The organism is Pseudomonas sp. P4_B4 (assembly GCF_056402255.1).
In genome coordinates, this window is sequence record NZ_JBFUHS010000017.1 from 90968 (window position 1) to 106658 (window position 15691).

Genomic DNA, 15691 nt, shown 5'->3' on the forward strand with positions numbered 1-15691 from the left:
ACCACCCACCTGTACGCATGCCGCATCAGAACAGGTCGTCGTTCTCATCCAGGGGTGATGATTGACGCGCGCATTCTCGTAGCCAGTTCATGAAAACCAGCAATCGCTTGGGAACAGTACCGAGCGGTGGGTGAACCAGATAATAATCGTAGTGGCCTGAGCGGCTGAATTCAGCGAGCGGCAGAACGAGCTCGCCGCGATCAACTCGCTTCTGCACAAGCTGTTGACGGCCAATCGCAATGCCGGCGTGGTTCATGGCCGCTGTCACACTCAAATCAGAGCGATCGAAGGTCAAGCTACGCTTGGGAAGTGCCGCGAGCAGGTTGTGTTGCTCTGCCCAAAGCGTCCACTCGGCATCATAAGCCGCATGATCCCAGGCCAGGGAGTCATGCAAGGTTGTGCAGTACCTCAGGTTGTCCGGGTTCTCCTCCAGGCGATGGCGTCGCGCATAGTCAGGACTGCACACGGGGGCCAGCCGTTCGCGCATCAACCGATGGCTCGTCAGCCCGGGAAACTCGCCATTGGCGTAGTACAGGGCCAGGTCAATTTTACGGGTTCGAAAATCGACATTGTCATTGCCTGACCGCAGGTCCAGTGACACCAGAGGATAACGCTCAATAAAGTCAGCCAGCCTCGGAACCAGCCAGCATTGGGCGATGGAAGGCCTTACATAGAGCGCGATCGAGCCGGCAATTTCCGCCTGTGACGATTGCTCCAGTGCCTCGGACAACTCTCCCATCGCATTCTGGAGTATTTCGAAGATACGCTCGCCTTCGTCGGTCAGGCTGACCTGCCGGGTCAGACGCTGGAACAGTTTCATCGATAACGCGGCTTCCAGCCGACTTATACGGTGGCTCACGGCGCTTGCAGTCAAACACAGTTCCTGCGCCGCACGGGTGAAGCTCAGATGACGAGCGGCAACCAAAAAGGTGTGAAGGTTCGCGAACTGGCTGCTGTTGAGCCTGGAGCTGATACGAGGAGGAAGGTTGAGCACGACAGTTTCCCTCAAACCCAAAAGCCGCTTTGCGTTGTACGCCTTTGCAGCGGTCAAACGTACCGAATGTGGCAAGACGTTCATCTTGCCACATTCGGTTTACGCTTAAATCGGCGATAACTCTGTCGAGGCTTGGCCATTGCGCTCCATTCAGGCCCGATCAGCCGTTGGCGAGCAATTCACGACCCTTGGCCAGATAAGCGTCCATCTCGTCGCAAGGCACCATATTGCCGCCCGTTGCCCACACCAGATGGGTGGCTTGCGTCATGGCCTGGCTGTCCAGGTGCGCGCGAGCCAGGTAGCCCTGCCGGTCGGCATGGACTCTGGCAATGCCGGGCACACCGGCGAGCGCGGATGGCTCCAGGCGCACACCTTCGCTGCGCTCCATCAGTGCCAGCAAACTGTACATTTCCTCGTCGCTGACCGTGTAGAAACCGTCAAGCAAGCGCTGCATGGCCTTGCCGACAAAACCTGAAGCGCGTCCGACGGCGAGGCCGTCAGCAGCCGTCACGTTGTCAATGCCGAAGTCTTGCACGCTCACTTCGTCGTGCAGGCCGGTATAGACGCCCAGCATCATGCATGGCGAGTGTGTGGGCTCGGCGAAGATGCAATGGACAGCATCGCCAAAGGCCAGCTTCAGGCCGAAGGCCACGCCGCCAGGCGCGCCACCTACCCCACAGGGCAGATAGACAAACAATGGATGTTGCGCATCCACGGTGATGCCAGCCGCTGCCAATTGCTTTTTCAGGCGCTCGGCAGCCACCGAGTAGCCCAGGAACAGGTTGACCGAGTTTTCATCGTCCACAAAATGGCAGGCTGGATCGGACTCCGCTTGTTGGCGGCCTTGCGCAACGGCCACGCTGTAATCGGAGGAGTACTCAACAACGGTAACGCCGTGTGAGCGTAACTTGTCTTTCTTCCATTGCCGCGCATCCGCCGACATATGCACGGTCACCTGGAAACCCAATGCCGCCCCCATGATGCCGATGGACATGCCAAGGTTGCCGGTCGAGCCGACGGCTATTTTGTATTGGCCGAAAAAGGCCCGCGCCTTATCGCTGTCCAGCACGGCGTAGTCGTCGTCAAGCGTCAACAGATTCGCGGCCAACGCCAGGTCTTCGGCATGCTTGAGCACCTCATAGATACCACCGCGCGCCTTGATCGAGCCCGAAATCGGCAGATGGCTGTCCCGCTTGAGCCACAGCGCCCCTTCCAGTGCCTGACCATAGCGCTCGCCAAGCAACTGCTGCAGTTGAGGCACGGGCAGAATGTCCGACTCGATAATGCCGCCACTGCATTGCGTTTCCGGAAACGCTCGCTGCAGGTAAGAAGCAAAACGCGCCAGTCGCGCGCTGGCATCGGCGACGTCTTCGGCCGTCAACCCCACATCGCCAATCGATTCCGCGACCGGCGCCACGGCAGGGTTGAACCAAGTGGTTTCTTGCAGCGCGACCAGATCGCGAATCAAAGGATAACTGGTGTACCAGCTTTCAAGGGGTCTTCCCAAAATCATGACGTGGTCCCTTTAAATAATCAGGATGAAAATACGGGTGAGATCAAACGAATTGCGACAGCAGCAGGGTCAGCCCCAGCGCAATCAATGAAGCCAGTACGGTGGCCGAGGTGAACTTCTTCAACGCATCGGCTAGCGAGACACCCAGGTACTCCTTGACCACCCAGAAGGCAGAGTCCGTCACATGGGTCCAGCCAATGGCGCCGGCACCGATGGCAATGCAGATAATTTCCTTACTCACGGTTGGATGAGCGCTCAGCATCGGCATCACCATGCCGGCGGCACTGATCATTGCCACCGTCGCTGAACCGACGGCGAAGTGCATCAAGCCTGCCACCAACCACGCCAGGACGATGGGATTCATGTTCAATTGCGTCAACGAACCGGACAGCGCGTTACCCACGCCGCTGTCGACCAGGATGCCGTTGAATGCCCCACCGGCACCGATGATCAGCAGAATGCTGGCCAGCGCAGGAAAGCTCTTCTGAGTGTGCTTGAGCAAGTCAGGCATGGATAAGCCGCGGCGCAAACCCAGTGCCCAGTAAGCGAACACCACAGCAATGGACAGTGCTATCAGCGGCGTCCCCAGGAACGAAACGATGCTGAAGAGCACGGAGTCATGGGGCAGTCCGGCTGCAAGACTTTTGCCGACCATCAGCAGAAGTGGCAACAGGATGGTCAGCAGCGTCAAGCCAAGGCCTGGCAAGTCCCGGGTCGCGCTGTCAACGCAATGTTCTTCCAGAAAAGCCTCTTGAGCGTCAGGCGCTTCACTCTTGCAGACCAACTTGATCCACAGCGGCCCGGCAATGATGGCGGTAGGCAGCGCGATAATGAGGCCATACACGATAACCTTGCCGACATCGGCTCCCAGCAGCCCGGTGATGGCCATGGCGGCAGGGTGCGGGGGCAACATGCAATGAACCGCCATCAGCGATACGGCCAAGGGCACGCCCAGGTACAGAAGGTTGATCCGGGTCTCTTTGGCGACCACATAGATCAGGGGAATCAGCAGAACGAATCCAACCTCGAAGAACACAGGTATGCCCGCGATAAACCCTACAAGCATCATGGCCCATGAGGCACGCTCTTTACCCAGGGCGCTCAATAGCGTCTGGGCAATGCGCTCCGCGCCACCGGACTCTTCAAGCATCTTGCCGAGTATGCCGCCAAGGCCAATGATCGTTGCCAGGAACCCGAGTGTTCCACCGACACCTTTTTCATATGAAGAGACAATTTGCGCCAGTGGCATGCCTGAACCGATGCCGACCACAAAGCTCGCTGCGGTCAAGGCCAGGAATGCATGGACACGAACTTTGACGATGAGAAAAACGATCAGAATGATGGCGCAAAACAACACCAGCAAAAGAGTGGGACCACTGTGCATACAATCTCCTGAAGAGCTTTTATTGTTGAAATGAGTGATCTGGGCCACTCAGCTTTTCGGCATTAGAGAGTGCGACACAGGGACCTGACAAAGGATGGATTTTCAAGGGATGGATGACATGAGGTCATCTATGGTGAGTGTGTGGCGTGAAGCGATGAAAGTTCGCGCCTCACCTTCCATGAAGTCGCTTGGGAGTCTTCAAAATGATGCCGTAATAGTGGCATCTCTCGCTAATAGCCAACGCAGACACGTACTCGCCCTCAAAACCCCTCCTGGCCAACGGGATAAGTAGCTAGCTATTTGTTAATGAAAGTCTGAAGTATTCATTTGAACTTTCAGATTCTTTCAGTGCGCGGCCTGTGCCTAACATCGGCTCCACAGCGAACCAGCCTCCTGGCAGCCTGGCGCCGTCGAAGTGCATTTGCAGTAGGCCTTGGGATTTTTGAGGATCACCGATGAAGCTGGAAATTTTCCGCACGCTGTGGGGTTACACCGCCAGTAAGGCTCAGGCGCTCGAGGAGTTGCTGCAAGCGGGCTTTGATGGCATGGAGGCACGCCTGCCACTGGACGCCCGTGAGCGGGCCGAGTTCGGCGCCTTTCTCCAGGCCAATCGCCTGGGCTATATCAGCACAGTCTTCACCGCGTACGACGTGCTGCCGGACCAGTCGGCAACGCCCGTCGTCCACCTCAATGACCTCGACCAGAAACTCGCCTGGGCCGCCGAACTCGGCCCGCGCTTCGTCAACGTGCTGGCGGGCAACGATCGCTGGTCCTTGCCACAACAAGTGGAGTTTTTCGGCCAGGCGCTGGATCTGGCGCGCAAGCACGGCCAGCTCTGCAGTTTCGAAACCCACCGTTCGCGTTCGCTGTTCAACCCCTGGGTGACCCTGGAGTTGATTCGGCAACTGCCCGATCTGTTGTTCACCAGTGACATCAGCCATTGGGTGGTGACCTGCGAGCGCCTGTTGAATGACCCGGCCGATGATCTCAGCGCCTTCATCGAGAGGGTGCACCATATCCAGGCCCGGGTCGGTTATGACCAGGGGCCTCAGGTTCCGCACCCGGCGGCTCCCGAATATGCAAGGGAACTGGCCTTCCATCAGCAGCACTGGGAAAGCATCTGGCGCTCGCAGCAAGCCCGCGGTTACCGGGTCAGCACCCTGACCCCGGAGTTCGGTGCCGACGGCTACCTGCATCATTTGCCCTTCACCAATGTCCCGGTCGCCGACCTGTGGTCATTGAACGTGTGGATGGGCCAGACCGAGCGCGAACACTTCGAGCGTTTCAGCCACTCAAGCAATCCTTAGGGAGCCGATGCGTCATGCCTGACAACAAAAATAACAGCGCCAGCACTGACACACACAAAGCCAACTTCAATAGCATCCCGGTGGTCAACATCGCCGGTCTGTTCAACTTTGAACTGGAACACCGCCTGGCCGTAGCCGAACAATTGGGCCGCGCCGCCAGCGAGGTCGGGTTCCTCTACATCACCCATCACGGTATCGACCCGCAACTGATCGCCAACCTGCGCCAGGCTGCCAAGGACTTTTTCGACCAGCCCCTGGACGCCAAGATGCGCCACTACATCGGCACCTCGCAAACCCACAAGGGCTTTGTGCCCGAAGGCGAAGAGGTCTACTCCAAGGGCAAGCCGGACCACAAGGAAGCCTTCGACGTCGGCTTCGAAGTCCCGGCCGATGACCCGCTGGTGCTGGCCAACACCCCATTGCTGGGGCCCAACGACTGGCCGCAATTGCAAGGTTTCAAGGCGTCGGTACAGGCCTACTATGAAGCCATCTTTGCCTTGGGCCGGCGCTTGTTCGGTGGCTTCGCCCTGACCCTGGGCCTGGAAGAAAACTATTTCGACAGCCTGGTCACCCGTCCGCCGTCCAAGCTGCGCCTTATCCACTACCCCTTCGACGGCGCCGCCCATGACGCACCGGGTCTTGGCGCCCATACTGATTACGAGTGCTTCACCATCCTTTTGGCCGACAAACCGGGCCTTGAGGTGATGAACAATCTTGGCCAATGGATCGATGCACCACCGATTGCCGATGCCTTTGTCGTCAACATCGGCGACATGCTGGAAGTGATGACGGCAGGCGCTTTCGTTGCCACCGCGCACCGGGTGCGTAGCGTGAAGGAGGAGCGCTATTCCTTTCCGCTGTTTTATGCCTGCGACTATCACACCCAGATCAGACCGCTGCCCGGGTTCGCCCAGGCAGGCAACGACTACGAAGAAATCACCATCGGCGAACACATGTATGGCCAGGCGCTGCAGACCTATCAGTATCTGCGCCAAAGGGTGGCCAATGGGGAAGTTCAACTGCCAGGCAAGGCACGCAAGCCCGCCAGTTTCGGACATTTGAAAAATCAGGCTCAACCGTCCTGATTGAAGTTTTCAACTAAACCCCTACCTACGCCGGAGTCAGCACATCATGAAAAACAACAAGAAAAACCTTTTGAGCCTGGCTGTATTGGCAGCCGGTATGTTCGGTGCCTCGGTGAGCATGGCCGCGCCAGACACGCTCAAGGTCGGCATGGAAATCACTTACCCTCCCTTCGAGTCCTATGACAAGGACAAGAATGTGGTGGGTTCGGACCCCGAGCTGGCAGCGGCACTGGCCAAACACATGAACGCCAAGGTGGAGTTCGTCGACACCAAATTCCCGAGCCTGATCCTCGGCTTGAACTCCGGCAAGTACGACGCGGTCATTTCCGGCATGTACATCACGCCGGAGCGCCAGACCCAGGCCCAGACCATCGCGTATGCCAACACTGGTGCCGCGGTCATGGTGCCCAAGGGCAGCGAGATCAATGCAAAGAAGCCTGAAGACCTGTGCGGCTTGAAACTGGGCCTGGAACAGGGCACTACCTGGGTCAAGGAATTCCGCAAGCTGTCCGATGAATACTGCGTGCCGAACAACAAAGGCGCGATCACCGTCAGCGAATACCCCTCGGCACCCGAAGTGACCCAGGCCCTGCTGTCCAAAAACATCCAGGCCCAGGTCGAAATCGCTGGCGCGGCAAAAATGATCGCGGAAAAGACCAACGGCCGGGTAGTGATCACCACCGAGCATCCGATTTATCAGCAAACCCTGGGCATCTTCGTCAAGAAAGGTAACGACGAAACCTTCCAGGTCGTGCAAAAGGCCTTCGAAGAGAGCAAAAAGAGCGGTGAATACGCCGCAATTCTCCAGAAATATGGCTTGGAAGAACCGACTGCCAACTAAGAACCTGTCCTTGTAGTCTGGTCATCTGCCTCCCTGCACCGGGGCGGCAGATCGAGGTGCCCCATGCAATTCGATTGGTCGTATTTCTTATCCCTGTTCTCCCTGCCGGACTTCTGGAAGGCCTGCGTCACGGTGGTCCAGCTCAGCGCCCTGGCCTGGTTCATCGGCATGCTGCTGGGTTTTGTCCTGGCCTCGGCCAAGCTGTCCCAAACGCCCTTGCTGCGCATTCCCGCAGCGGTCTACATCTGGTTCTTCCGCAGCATCCCGTTGCTGGTGCTGGTGGTCTTCGTCTACAACCTGCCGCAATTGTTTCCCGGCAGCGGACCGATTCTGTCCAACCCCTTCTACGCAGGGTTGCTGGCCCTGGTGGTTACGGAAGCTGCGTACATGGCGGAAATCCATCGTGGCGGCCTGATCTCCGTGGCCAAGGGCCAGAAGGAAGCCGGGCGCGCGCTGGGTGTCGGCCTGTTCGGCATGCAACGCCTGATCGTGATCCCCCAGGCTTTCCGTATTTCGCTGCCCACTTTGATCAATGAATACATCACGGTGGTCAAGCTGACATCGCTGGTTTCGGTCATCTCCCTGACCGAAATCCTCACGGTCGGCCAACGCCTCTATGCCACCAACTTCCTGGTCATGGAAACCCTGGCGGCGGTAGGCGTCTATTACGTGTTGATCGTCACCGTGTTCGGTTATTTCCTGCAGCGCCTGGAGCGCTACCTGGACCTGAACTTCCGCAAGCCGCACACACTCGACACGGCCACCATCGACCGGTTCAGGGCTAGCGCCGAAGCGTTGCCCGACACTGCGCGCAAAGCCGCCGGCAACAACGCGACGCCCATCCTGCAACTGAAGAACATCCAGAAGAGCTATGGCACCCACAAGGTGCTGATGGGCATCGACCTGAATGTCGAATATGGCCAGGTGGTCTCGATCATCGGGCCATCCGGCTCCGGCAAGACTTCGTTGATCCGCACTGTCAACGGCCTGGAAACCATCGATACCGGCGACATCCTGTTGTTCGGCGAAAAATTCATCGACGCGTCGGATAAACCCAACAGCTCCCGCCTGCGCAAAGGCGTGCGGCACATCGGCATGGTGTTCCAGAACTTCAACCTGTTCCCGCACCGCACCATTCTCGACAACGTCACGCTCGCACCGCGTTACCACGGCCAGCCGGGCGAGCTGAGTGAACATCGTGCCTATGCACTACTGGACAAGGTCGGCCTGCTGGCCCATGCCCACAAGTACCCGCACCAGCTCTCCGGCGGGCAGCAACAGCGCGTGGCGATCGCTCGAGCCCTGGCGATGGAGCCGCAGATCATGCTGTTCGACGAGCCGACCTCGGCCCTCGACCCGGAACTGGTCAACGACGTGCTGAACGTGATCCGCGACCTGGCCAAAGAAGGCATGACCATGCTGATCGTGACCCACGAAATGGACTTTGCCATGTCGATATCCGACCGGGTCGTATTCATGGAGAACGGTAATATCCAACTGGATGCCGCACCGCAAACCATACGATGCGATGCCATAGGAGAAAGAGTACGGCGCTTCATGGGCATCAGTACTCGATCGCCGAGCCTGTCTACAACGCTGGATCATGCATGAACATGGTGCTGCCATAGGCAACCCCTTACATTGAGCTTCCTTCTTTCAGGAAAACGCACATGAATCTGGGAATAGCAGGACGCTGGGCGCGGGTGTGCGCCGCCAGCAAAGGTCTGGGCAAAGCCTGCGCACAGGCACTCGTCCAAGAAGGCGTGAACGTGGTGATCACCGCACGCGGCGAACACACGCTCAATGAAACAGCCCGTCAGCTCAGGGCGATCAATCCTGAAGTGACGGTCATCGCCGTCGCCGGAGACATTTCGACGCCCGAGGGTCGGGCGGCAGCGCTCACGACCCATGAGCATTTCGATATATTGGTCAACAACGCGGGTGGCCCTCCCCCCGGGGATTTCCGCGAATGGAATCGCGACGCCTGGCTCAAGGCGCTGGATGCCAACATGCTGACGCCTATCGAGTTGATCAAGGCCACGGTAGACGGTATGGCGACACGTGGATTTGGTCGAATCATCAACATCACGTCGAGTGCCGTGAAGTCCCCTATCGAAAGCCTGGGCCTGTCCAACGGCGCGCGCAGTGGTCTGACGGGTTTCATCGCTGGGCTTGCCCGGCAAGAAAACATTGCCAGTCGCAATGTAACGATCAACAACCTGCAACCGGGCTCATTCGACACCGATCGACTGCGTGACAACCTGGTCGCTGCTGCTCAGGAGGCGGGGCAGGACAGCGAGGTATTCCTTGACCAATGCCGCAGCGAAATTCCCGCCAAACGCTTCGGCTCAGCCGAGGAATTCGGTGCGCTGTGTGCCTTCGTTTGCAGTAGCCATGCGGGCTACCTGACCGGGCAGAATCTGTTGATTGATGGAGGGGCCGTTCGCTCCAGCCAGTAATGGGCCGCCAACCGGATCGGCACCCCATGGCGGTGCCGGACGGCCTGGTGAAGACCGTCGCTCACACAGCTAACTAATCAGGGTTTGCGCGCAATGATCACCTGACTTTTCGCCACCACCGCATCCAGCGCCTGCTTGATCTGCGTGCCCCGTGGCGAAGCCAGGATCGCCTGCCAGGTATCCGCCCAGTGGTTGAGCAACGGATGGTCCGGGTTGCTGAAATCGACCTTGGCTTCCCAGAACAACAGCATCCACATCGACCAGTAGAATCCGTACTGGCTGTGGCTGATCACTTCCAGGCCGGCATCGCTGACCATGGCCTTGAACTGCTCCTCGCTGATGATGCGGATGTGGTTGGGCTTCTGGAAATACTCGGCCGCCGCGATATCTTTCTGCAGGTCTTCGGAGCTGGGATGCGGGACGCTGAGCAGATACAACGCGCCCGGTTTGCCGACGCGCACCAGTTCAGCGAGGAACTGCGCCGGATCGTCCACGTGTTCGATGACTTCGGTCGACACCACCCGCGTGGCGGTCGCATCGGCTATCGGCAGCGGGTTGCAGTCGGTGACATGGCATTCGACGTCGCGGGCCGGTGTATCGCCCAGGCGCTGGCGGGTCGCTTCGACCTTGGCCGCGTCGATATCGGCGATGATGATCTTCGCCCCGCGCATCCCGCAGAAATGCACGTTGCCGCCGTCGCCACAGCCGACATCCAGCAGTGTGTCCTCGGGGGTCACCGGGAATCCGGTGAACAGTTCGCCGGTTTGCTGATTGAACCAGCCGCTGAGCATCGCATCGTGCAGGCCGAGCATGTAGGGGTCGACTTTCTCCGCCACTGGCGCCGCTGGCGGTGTCTCTGGCTGCACAGGCGCGGGCGTGCCCGCCGTGAGTTTCTTCAAAAGGCTCAGCATGAGGTGGCTCCAGAGGATGAGACGGCAATACGGGACGGGGTCAGGCGTTGTACCAGCGAGGCACCGCGCTGGCGCATGGGCATTTCGATGAAGCGGTGGTTCAGTTCGCTCAACAGGGCGATCAAGCCGAATGCAATGAGCAACGTCGGCACAGGATGACCCGCCGGGTTCGGCAGGTTGGCCTCCTGCAAGCGGAAGGTGAATTCGCGGACCAACAGATAGGCCGGAATGTGGATCAGGTAGATCCCGTAGGAGCGGCTGCCGACCCAGGTCATCAGGCTCTTGAACATTCCCTTGGGCATCAGGTAATCGCGGTTGTAGGAAGCGATCCACACCAGAAGCGCACACAACAGCGCAATCACACCGATTCGGTAATGGGTAAAGGTGAAACGGTCCGTCGCCATGAAACCGAGCACCAGTGAAACCCCGACCAATGCCGACAAGCCGGCCCAGGGGCGACGCAGGAAAGTCGGCTCCCAGCGCCGGTACGAAGGCTGTACGCTCCACATCGCCAACAGCACGCCAAGGGCCAGCGCGTCGGTGCGCACCACCATCAGGATCGGCGTGCGCAAGGTCAACAATTGCAGCGCAACCAGCGCCAGCAACGCCCACACCAGGTGCTTGCGAAACAACACGATCATCAGCGGAAACAGCAGGTAGAACTGCTCCTCCAGCGACAGGCTCCAGTACACGAAACTGGTGCCGTACTCGTAGCGATAAAAACTGTCGGCAAAGCGGAAATTGGCGTACTGGGCGACGCCGGCCAGGGTCGCCTGAATGTTCGCGTGCAGGGTGCCGAACGCGCCGGAGCGATTGAGAAAAAGGCATGCCAGCAACATCAGCGCCAGCCATAACCAGGCCGACGGCAGTAAACGAAAGGCCCGGCGCAACCAGAAATTGCGCGTCTGTTGCCAATACTCCTGACGCGTGGTGCAGCGGCGCAAGGCCGGGATCAGGCTGCGGGCAATGACGAAGCCCGAGATCGCGAAGAACAGATCCACGCCCCACCACGGCTGGCTGTACAGCGTGATGGTCTGCAGCAATGGCACAGCTGCTGCGAACAGGCTGTCCTGCAGGTGATGAAACAGCACGCCGAGCACCGCAATGCCGCGCAGCAACTCGATGTCCATGATCCGTTTTTCGTTGCTCATGCGCCCTCCTGGACATGAGGTTTGCGAGCAATGATCACCTGGCTCTTGGGCATGAACTGATCCAGCATCTGCTTGATCGCCAACCCGTCGGGCTGGGCCAGCAAGTCCTGCCAGGTTTTCGCCCAGCTCTCCATCAGCGGCGGATACGGCGCCTGAATCCGGTCGCGAACCGCCCCACCCAATTCACGCCCGGCAGCCCGCTCACTGGCCCAGAAAAAAATCATGCCCATGACCCAGAAAAACCCGGATGCCTGGCGATGCTCGATGACCAGCCCCGCGTCTTCCACCAGCGCGGCGAATCGCTCGGGGCTGAAAATCTGCACGTGATTGGGCGACTGAAAATAGCTGGCCGGGGCGATGCCTTTCTGCAAATGCTCGCCCACCGGGGATGGCACGCTCAGCAGGTACAGCGCGCCGGGGCGGCCCATGCGCACGAGTTCCGCCATGAAGGGTTCTGGTTGATCGATGTGTTCGAGCACTTCCATGCACACGACTTTGCTCGCGCAACCATCGGCCAGAGGCAGCGGCAGGCTGTTGCTGACCAGACCGAGATTCGCTTTATCCGACTGCGCTTGCACTTGCCGCGCCAGGTCGCGGACCTTGTCGTGCTCACTGTCGGTGAAGATCACCGACGCGCCTTGACGCACCGCAAACAAGGTCGCGACCCCTTCGCCGCAGCCAACATCCAGCAAGGTGTCGTCGGCGGTAATGGCAAACCCTTTGAGCAATTCGCCGCTGTCGCCGAGAAACCAGCCGTCGAGCAGGGCGTCGTATAAACCGATATCCCTGGGCGATACCCGCGTTTCTGGCTGGGCGACCTCTACCGGTGCGGGCCGCAACTTCGCAAGCAGGCGCCGAATCATGTGCCCGACGCTTGTGCGCAGTTTGCTTCACGCCGTTCCAGCAACTGCTCGAACACCGCCTTCAGGCGCTGCTCGGCAACGGCCTGGCTGCAGAATCCCTGCAGGCTGCCCACGGCATGGGCCGACATCCGTTGATAGCGTTCGACGTCCTGTCTGGCGACGTCATGGCTGGCGGAAAAAGCCGTACACAGCGAGTCCCAATCCGTAACGTAACGCAAGGTACGATACGCTGCGCGAGGATCGTGGGGCCAGGATGTCAGTTCGTCGGTACTGTCGACGATAAACGCGTTGTCACGGTCGATGTAGTCGGCCATGGCGGTGTTCAGCGGCGCAATCGCCGGCTTGCCGCAGGACATGAACTCCATCAACGGCAGGCATTGCCCTTCGCCGTAGGAGCAGTTGACGACGTAACTGGTGGCCTCGACCAGGCGCTCGTAGTCGATGTCGGACAGATAGCCGTGGACCAGCACGATGCGGCACTGATAGGACTGATTCTTGTAGACGTGGTGCAGCATGTCGTTCAGCGCATTGGCGATGTCATGGTGCGTGAGCTTGAGCACCAGGGTCGCGTCGGGCGTGTCGCGAAAGGCGGTGCAGAACGCACTGATCATGTCCTTCCAGTTCTTGCGTCCGTCGTAGGGATTGAACACCGAGGTGTAGACCACGCCCTCGAGCAGCAGCTCACAGTCGCGCGGCGGTTGGTCGAAGGCGATCGGCGTGCCCTCGCGCAAGCGTTCGGGGCCGTAGGGGCGCAAGTCCGCGGTGCGACTGTCGATCAACAGCCCGCGCAGGTTCAGACGCGTGGGGCCCACGACCGGACGCTTGTCCAGAAGCCCGCCACGGGCGGCAAAACGGTCCCAGACAGGCGCCGCAATCGCGCTGATCGGGTAATCTGGGCCCATCACATCGCGTACGGCATTCACGGTAAAACTGGAGTGGGTGATCGCCGTCCCGCTGGAGCCCAACACCGTCCGCCAGTCATGCCGTGGTTCGCCCTGCCAGCTCTCGGTGGGAATGGTGCTGAACTCCCAGGCGAACACCGGAATCGTCGGGCACGCGTAGTGGACCGGCGTGCGATGCGGCGGAGAAAAGGACAGGAACACACAGTCTTCGCCCCGGCTCAGGCAATCGAAATACAGCCGATCGACCAACTCGTCCGGGTTGCTGACCTCGATCACCTGCCCCAGCCGTTCGAGCACCGGGCGGAACTCCTTGAGGACGAAGTAATAGCTGTACTCGGGCCGTCCCAGGTTCTGCTGGATGTTGCTCTTGTTGGTTTCCGAATGAATGATGATCAGCACGATGCAGCCCCCGTTTCGGCAACCACCGGCACGACGTCACGGACAGGTTCCTGTTTGAAGAACAGCGCCAGTCGCTGCTGCACTGGCGCGAAGCTGCAGTACTGGTGCATGCGTTCGCTGGCCGCATCCGCCATGACCTGCCAGGCGTCCGGCTGGTTCTTTGCCATCGCGTAGCTGTTCTCATAAGCTATTTTCAACGAACCCCAGTCCGGACGGTGGCGCAAGGTGCGGTACAGGATGCGCGCGTCTTCCGGCCAGATCGTCGGCTCCTGGCTGGACTTGACGACGAAGGCCACACGCTCGTCGATGTAGTCGCGCATCGCCGTGTGATTCGGGGCGATGACCGGCCGGGCACAGGACATGAACTCCATCAGTGGCAGGCACAGGCCTTCGCAGCGTGAAGCGTTGACGTAGTAACTCGCCGCACCATAGAGCCGGGCGAACTGCTCGTCCTGCAGATAACCGTGCATGACCACCACGCGACAGGCGAAGGGCGAGAGCTGGGACAGCAAGGTGATGAGTTCGACGTAATAGGTCGACAGGTCGTTCTGGGTCATCTTCAACACGAGCGTGGCGTCTTGCACATCACCCAGCGCCCAGCAGAACGCCGTGATCAGGTGGTGCCAGTTCTTGCGACCATCATCAGGGTTGAACACGCTCACGTAGATGACGCCATCGACCTCGATTTCGACCGTTTGGCTGGTGTCGGGGAAGGCCGCTTGTGGATGCTCGTCCTGCGCGGAGGCTTCGCTGACGACAGGTTCATCCGCCACAGGGACTTCGCTGATGGCAGGTTCATCCGCCACGGGCGCTTCGCTGACTGCGGGTTCAACCGGCAACGGTTGAGGCGTCCGAAATCTGGCCAGCCATGGGCGAACGGCATCCGGCACCAGATCGCGAACGGCTTCGCGATACCACAACAGCAGGTAATGCCTGGTAATGAAGAGGCGTCGACGCAGGGTCAACGGCGGCAACGGCGGTTCAGGTTCAGGTTCAGGTTCGACGATTTCCTGCGGCGGTTGCTCGATGAGCGGTGCGATCAAGCCATCGGCGGACAACCCCATCGAGCGACTGTCCAGGATGCAACCCTTGATCTGCAGTGTGGCACCCGCGTTCACCGGTGAACCGGGATATTGCTGGCGAATGTCGGCGAAACGTTCCCACAAAGGCGTCGGCAGCACCAGCACCGGGAAGTCCTCGCCCAAGGTCCGGCGGATGGCTTCGGCGGTGTGGGTGGACAAGGTGATCACCCGCCCCAGACGTGCCAGTGTCTGGCTCCAGTCTTGACGCGGATCGTTATCCCAGTGCTCGGCGGGAATGGTGTCGAATTCCCAGGCGACCACGCACACCATCGGGCATTGCAAGTCGGTGGGAGTCTTGTGCGGTGGCGCGAACGAAATGAACAAGCAGTCCTGACCGGCCTGCTGCAACTGCCGATACAGCGGATCGACCTCCGCGGCCGATGACACCACATGCACCGGCCCGAGGCTTTCAAAGAGCGGTCGATACGCCTTGAGCACGAAGTAGTAACTGTATTCGGGACGACCGAGGCTCTGGCTGATGGAGCTGTCGTTGACGTCGGAGTAAAGAATAAAATTCATGGCACTCCACGGTGACGCCGCCATTCCGGCAGCCTCACGCTATGACGGGGAGGACAGGGTTCGAGCCAGTGTTCACTGGCGCTCGTCCATTGTCTTGCTGCCCGTCTTCGTTCTTGTTTTAGTGGTCAGTTTCTCGCAGTTTCGAAGCGACGCTGCCGAACCCTGGATCATCGTGACGAGGGGCATTCTAAACACATCCATCGAGGGTTCGTGAACCGCCCGGTGAGAATAAATCGGGCCACGCTGACGAGAACTGATCAGTCACGTTTGGACTTGTTGAA

Annotated in this window: 13 protein-coding genes; 5 read left to right on the forward strand and 8 right to left on the reverse strand. The window is 59.5% G+C overall.

Annotation, left to right across the window (positions count from 1 at the left end; all coding sequences use genetic code 11):
- Nucleotides 1–25: 25 nt before the first annotated feature.
- From dsdC to AC1DVE_RS18990, 3 genes are all read right to left on the reverse strand, one after another.
- Nucleotides 26–994: a DNA-binding transcriptional regulator DsdC gene (gene dsdC / locus AC1DVE_RS18980; protein WP_223454660.1), complete on the reverse strand. Its 969-nt coding sequence runs from the start codon at nucleotides 992–994 to the stop codon at nucleotides 26–28.
- A 160-nt stretch (nucleotides 995–1154) separates the two neighbouring features.
- Complete coding sequence (gene dsdA / locus AC1DVE_RS18985; RefSeq protein ID WP_477784123.1) at nucleotides 1155–2507, reverse strand: D-serine ammonia-lyase; 1353 nt, start codon at nucleotides 2505–2507, stop codon at nucleotides 1155–1157.
- A 43-nt stretch (nucleotides 2508–2550) separates the two neighbouring features.
- Entirely contained in the window at nucleotides 2551–3891 is a 1341-nt protein-coding gene (locus AC1DVE_RS18990; protein ID WP_223454613.1) for a GntT/GntP/DsdX family permease, read from the reverse strand.
- 455 nt (nucleotides 3892–4346) lie between these two features.
- Between AC1DVE_RS18990 and AC1DVE_RS18995 the strand changes: the two genes are divergently transcribed.
- From AC1DVE_RS18995 to AC1DVE_RS19015, 5 genes are all read left to right on the forward strand, one after another.
- On the forward strand, nucleotides 4347–5198 hold the full coding sequence (locus AC1DVE_RS18995) for a sugar phosphate isomerase/epimerase family protein (protein WP_223531933.1): 852 nt from the start codon (nucleotides 4347–4349) through the stop codon (nucleotides 5196–5198).
- Between the two features lie 14 nt (nucleotides 5199–5212).
- Entirely contained in the window at nucleotides 5213–6283 is a 1071-nt protein-coding gene (locus tag AC1DVE_RS19000; RefSeq protein WP_223454617.1) for an isopenicillin N synthase family dioxygenase, read from the forward strand.
- Between the two features lie 46 nt (nucleotides 6284–6329).
- Nucleotides 6330–7124 carry an ABC transporter substrate-binding protein gene (locus AC1DVE_RS19005; RefSeq protein ID WP_223454619.1) on the forward strand — a complete coding sequence of 265 codons (795 nt, stop codon included), beginning with the start codon at nucleotides 6330–6332 and terminating at the stop codon, nucleotides 7122–7124.
- 63 nt (nucleotides 7125–7187) lie between these two features.
- Entirely contained in the window at nucleotides 7188–8735 is a 1548-nt protein-coding gene (locus AC1DVE_RS19010) for an amino acid ABC transporter permease/ATP-binding protein (protein WP_477784124.1), read from the forward strand.
- Between the two features lie 59 nt (nucleotides 8736–8794).
- Nucleotides 8795–9583: an SDR family oxidoreductase gene (locus AC1DVE_RS19015; RefSeq protein ID WP_477784125.1), complete on the forward strand. Its 789-nt coding sequence runs from the start codon at nucleotides 8795–8797 to the stop codon at nucleotides 9581–9583.
- Between the two features lie 77 nt (nucleotides 9584–9660).
- Here the strand turns inward: AC1DVE_RS19015 and AC1DVE_RS19020 are convergent, their stop codons facing one another.
- The 5 genes from AC1DVE_RS19020 to AC1DVE_RS19040 are packed head-to-tail and all read right to left on the reverse strand — an operon-like array spanning nucleotide 9661 to nucleotide 15410.
- Nucleotides 9661–10494, reverse strand: a complete 834-nt coding sequence (locus tag AC1DVE_RS19020) for a class I SAM-dependent methyltransferase (protein ID WP_223454623.1) — start codon at nucleotides 10492–10494, stop codon at nucleotides 9661–9663.
- Nucleotides 10488–11645, reverse strand: a complete 1158-nt coding sequence (locus AC1DVE_RS19025) for an acyltransferase family protein (protein ID WP_223454625.1) — start codon at nucleotides 11643–11645, stop codon at nucleotides 10488–10490. The genes AC1DVE_RS19020 and AC1DVE_RS19025 overlap by 7 nt, the downstream gene beginning before the upstream one ends.
- Nucleotides 11642–12508 carry a class I SAM-dependent methyltransferase gene (locus tag AC1DVE_RS19030; protein ID WP_223454627.1) on the reverse strand — a complete coding sequence of 289 codons (867 nt, stop codon included), beginning with the start codon at nucleotides 12506–12508 and terminating at the stop codon, nucleotides 11642–11644. The genes AC1DVE_RS19025 and AC1DVE_RS19030 overlap by 4 nt, the downstream gene beginning before the upstream one ends.
- A complete protein-coding gene (locus tag AC1DVE_RS19035; RefSeq protein WP_223454629.1) occupies nucleotides 12505–13809 on the reverse strand; it encodes a glycosyltransferase in 1305 nt (434 codons plus the stop codon). Before AC1DVE_RS19035 ends, AC1DVE_RS19030 begins: the two co-directional genes overlap by 4 nt.
- A complete protein-coding gene (locus tag AC1DVE_RS19040) occupies nucleotides 13803–15410 on the reverse strand; it encodes a glycosyltransferase (RefSeq protein ID WP_477784126.1) in 1608 nt (535 codons plus the stop codon). Before AC1DVE_RS19040 ends, AC1DVE_RS19035 begins: the two co-directional genes overlap by 7 nt.
- Between the last annotated feature and the right edge of the window lie 281 nt (nucleotides 15411–15691).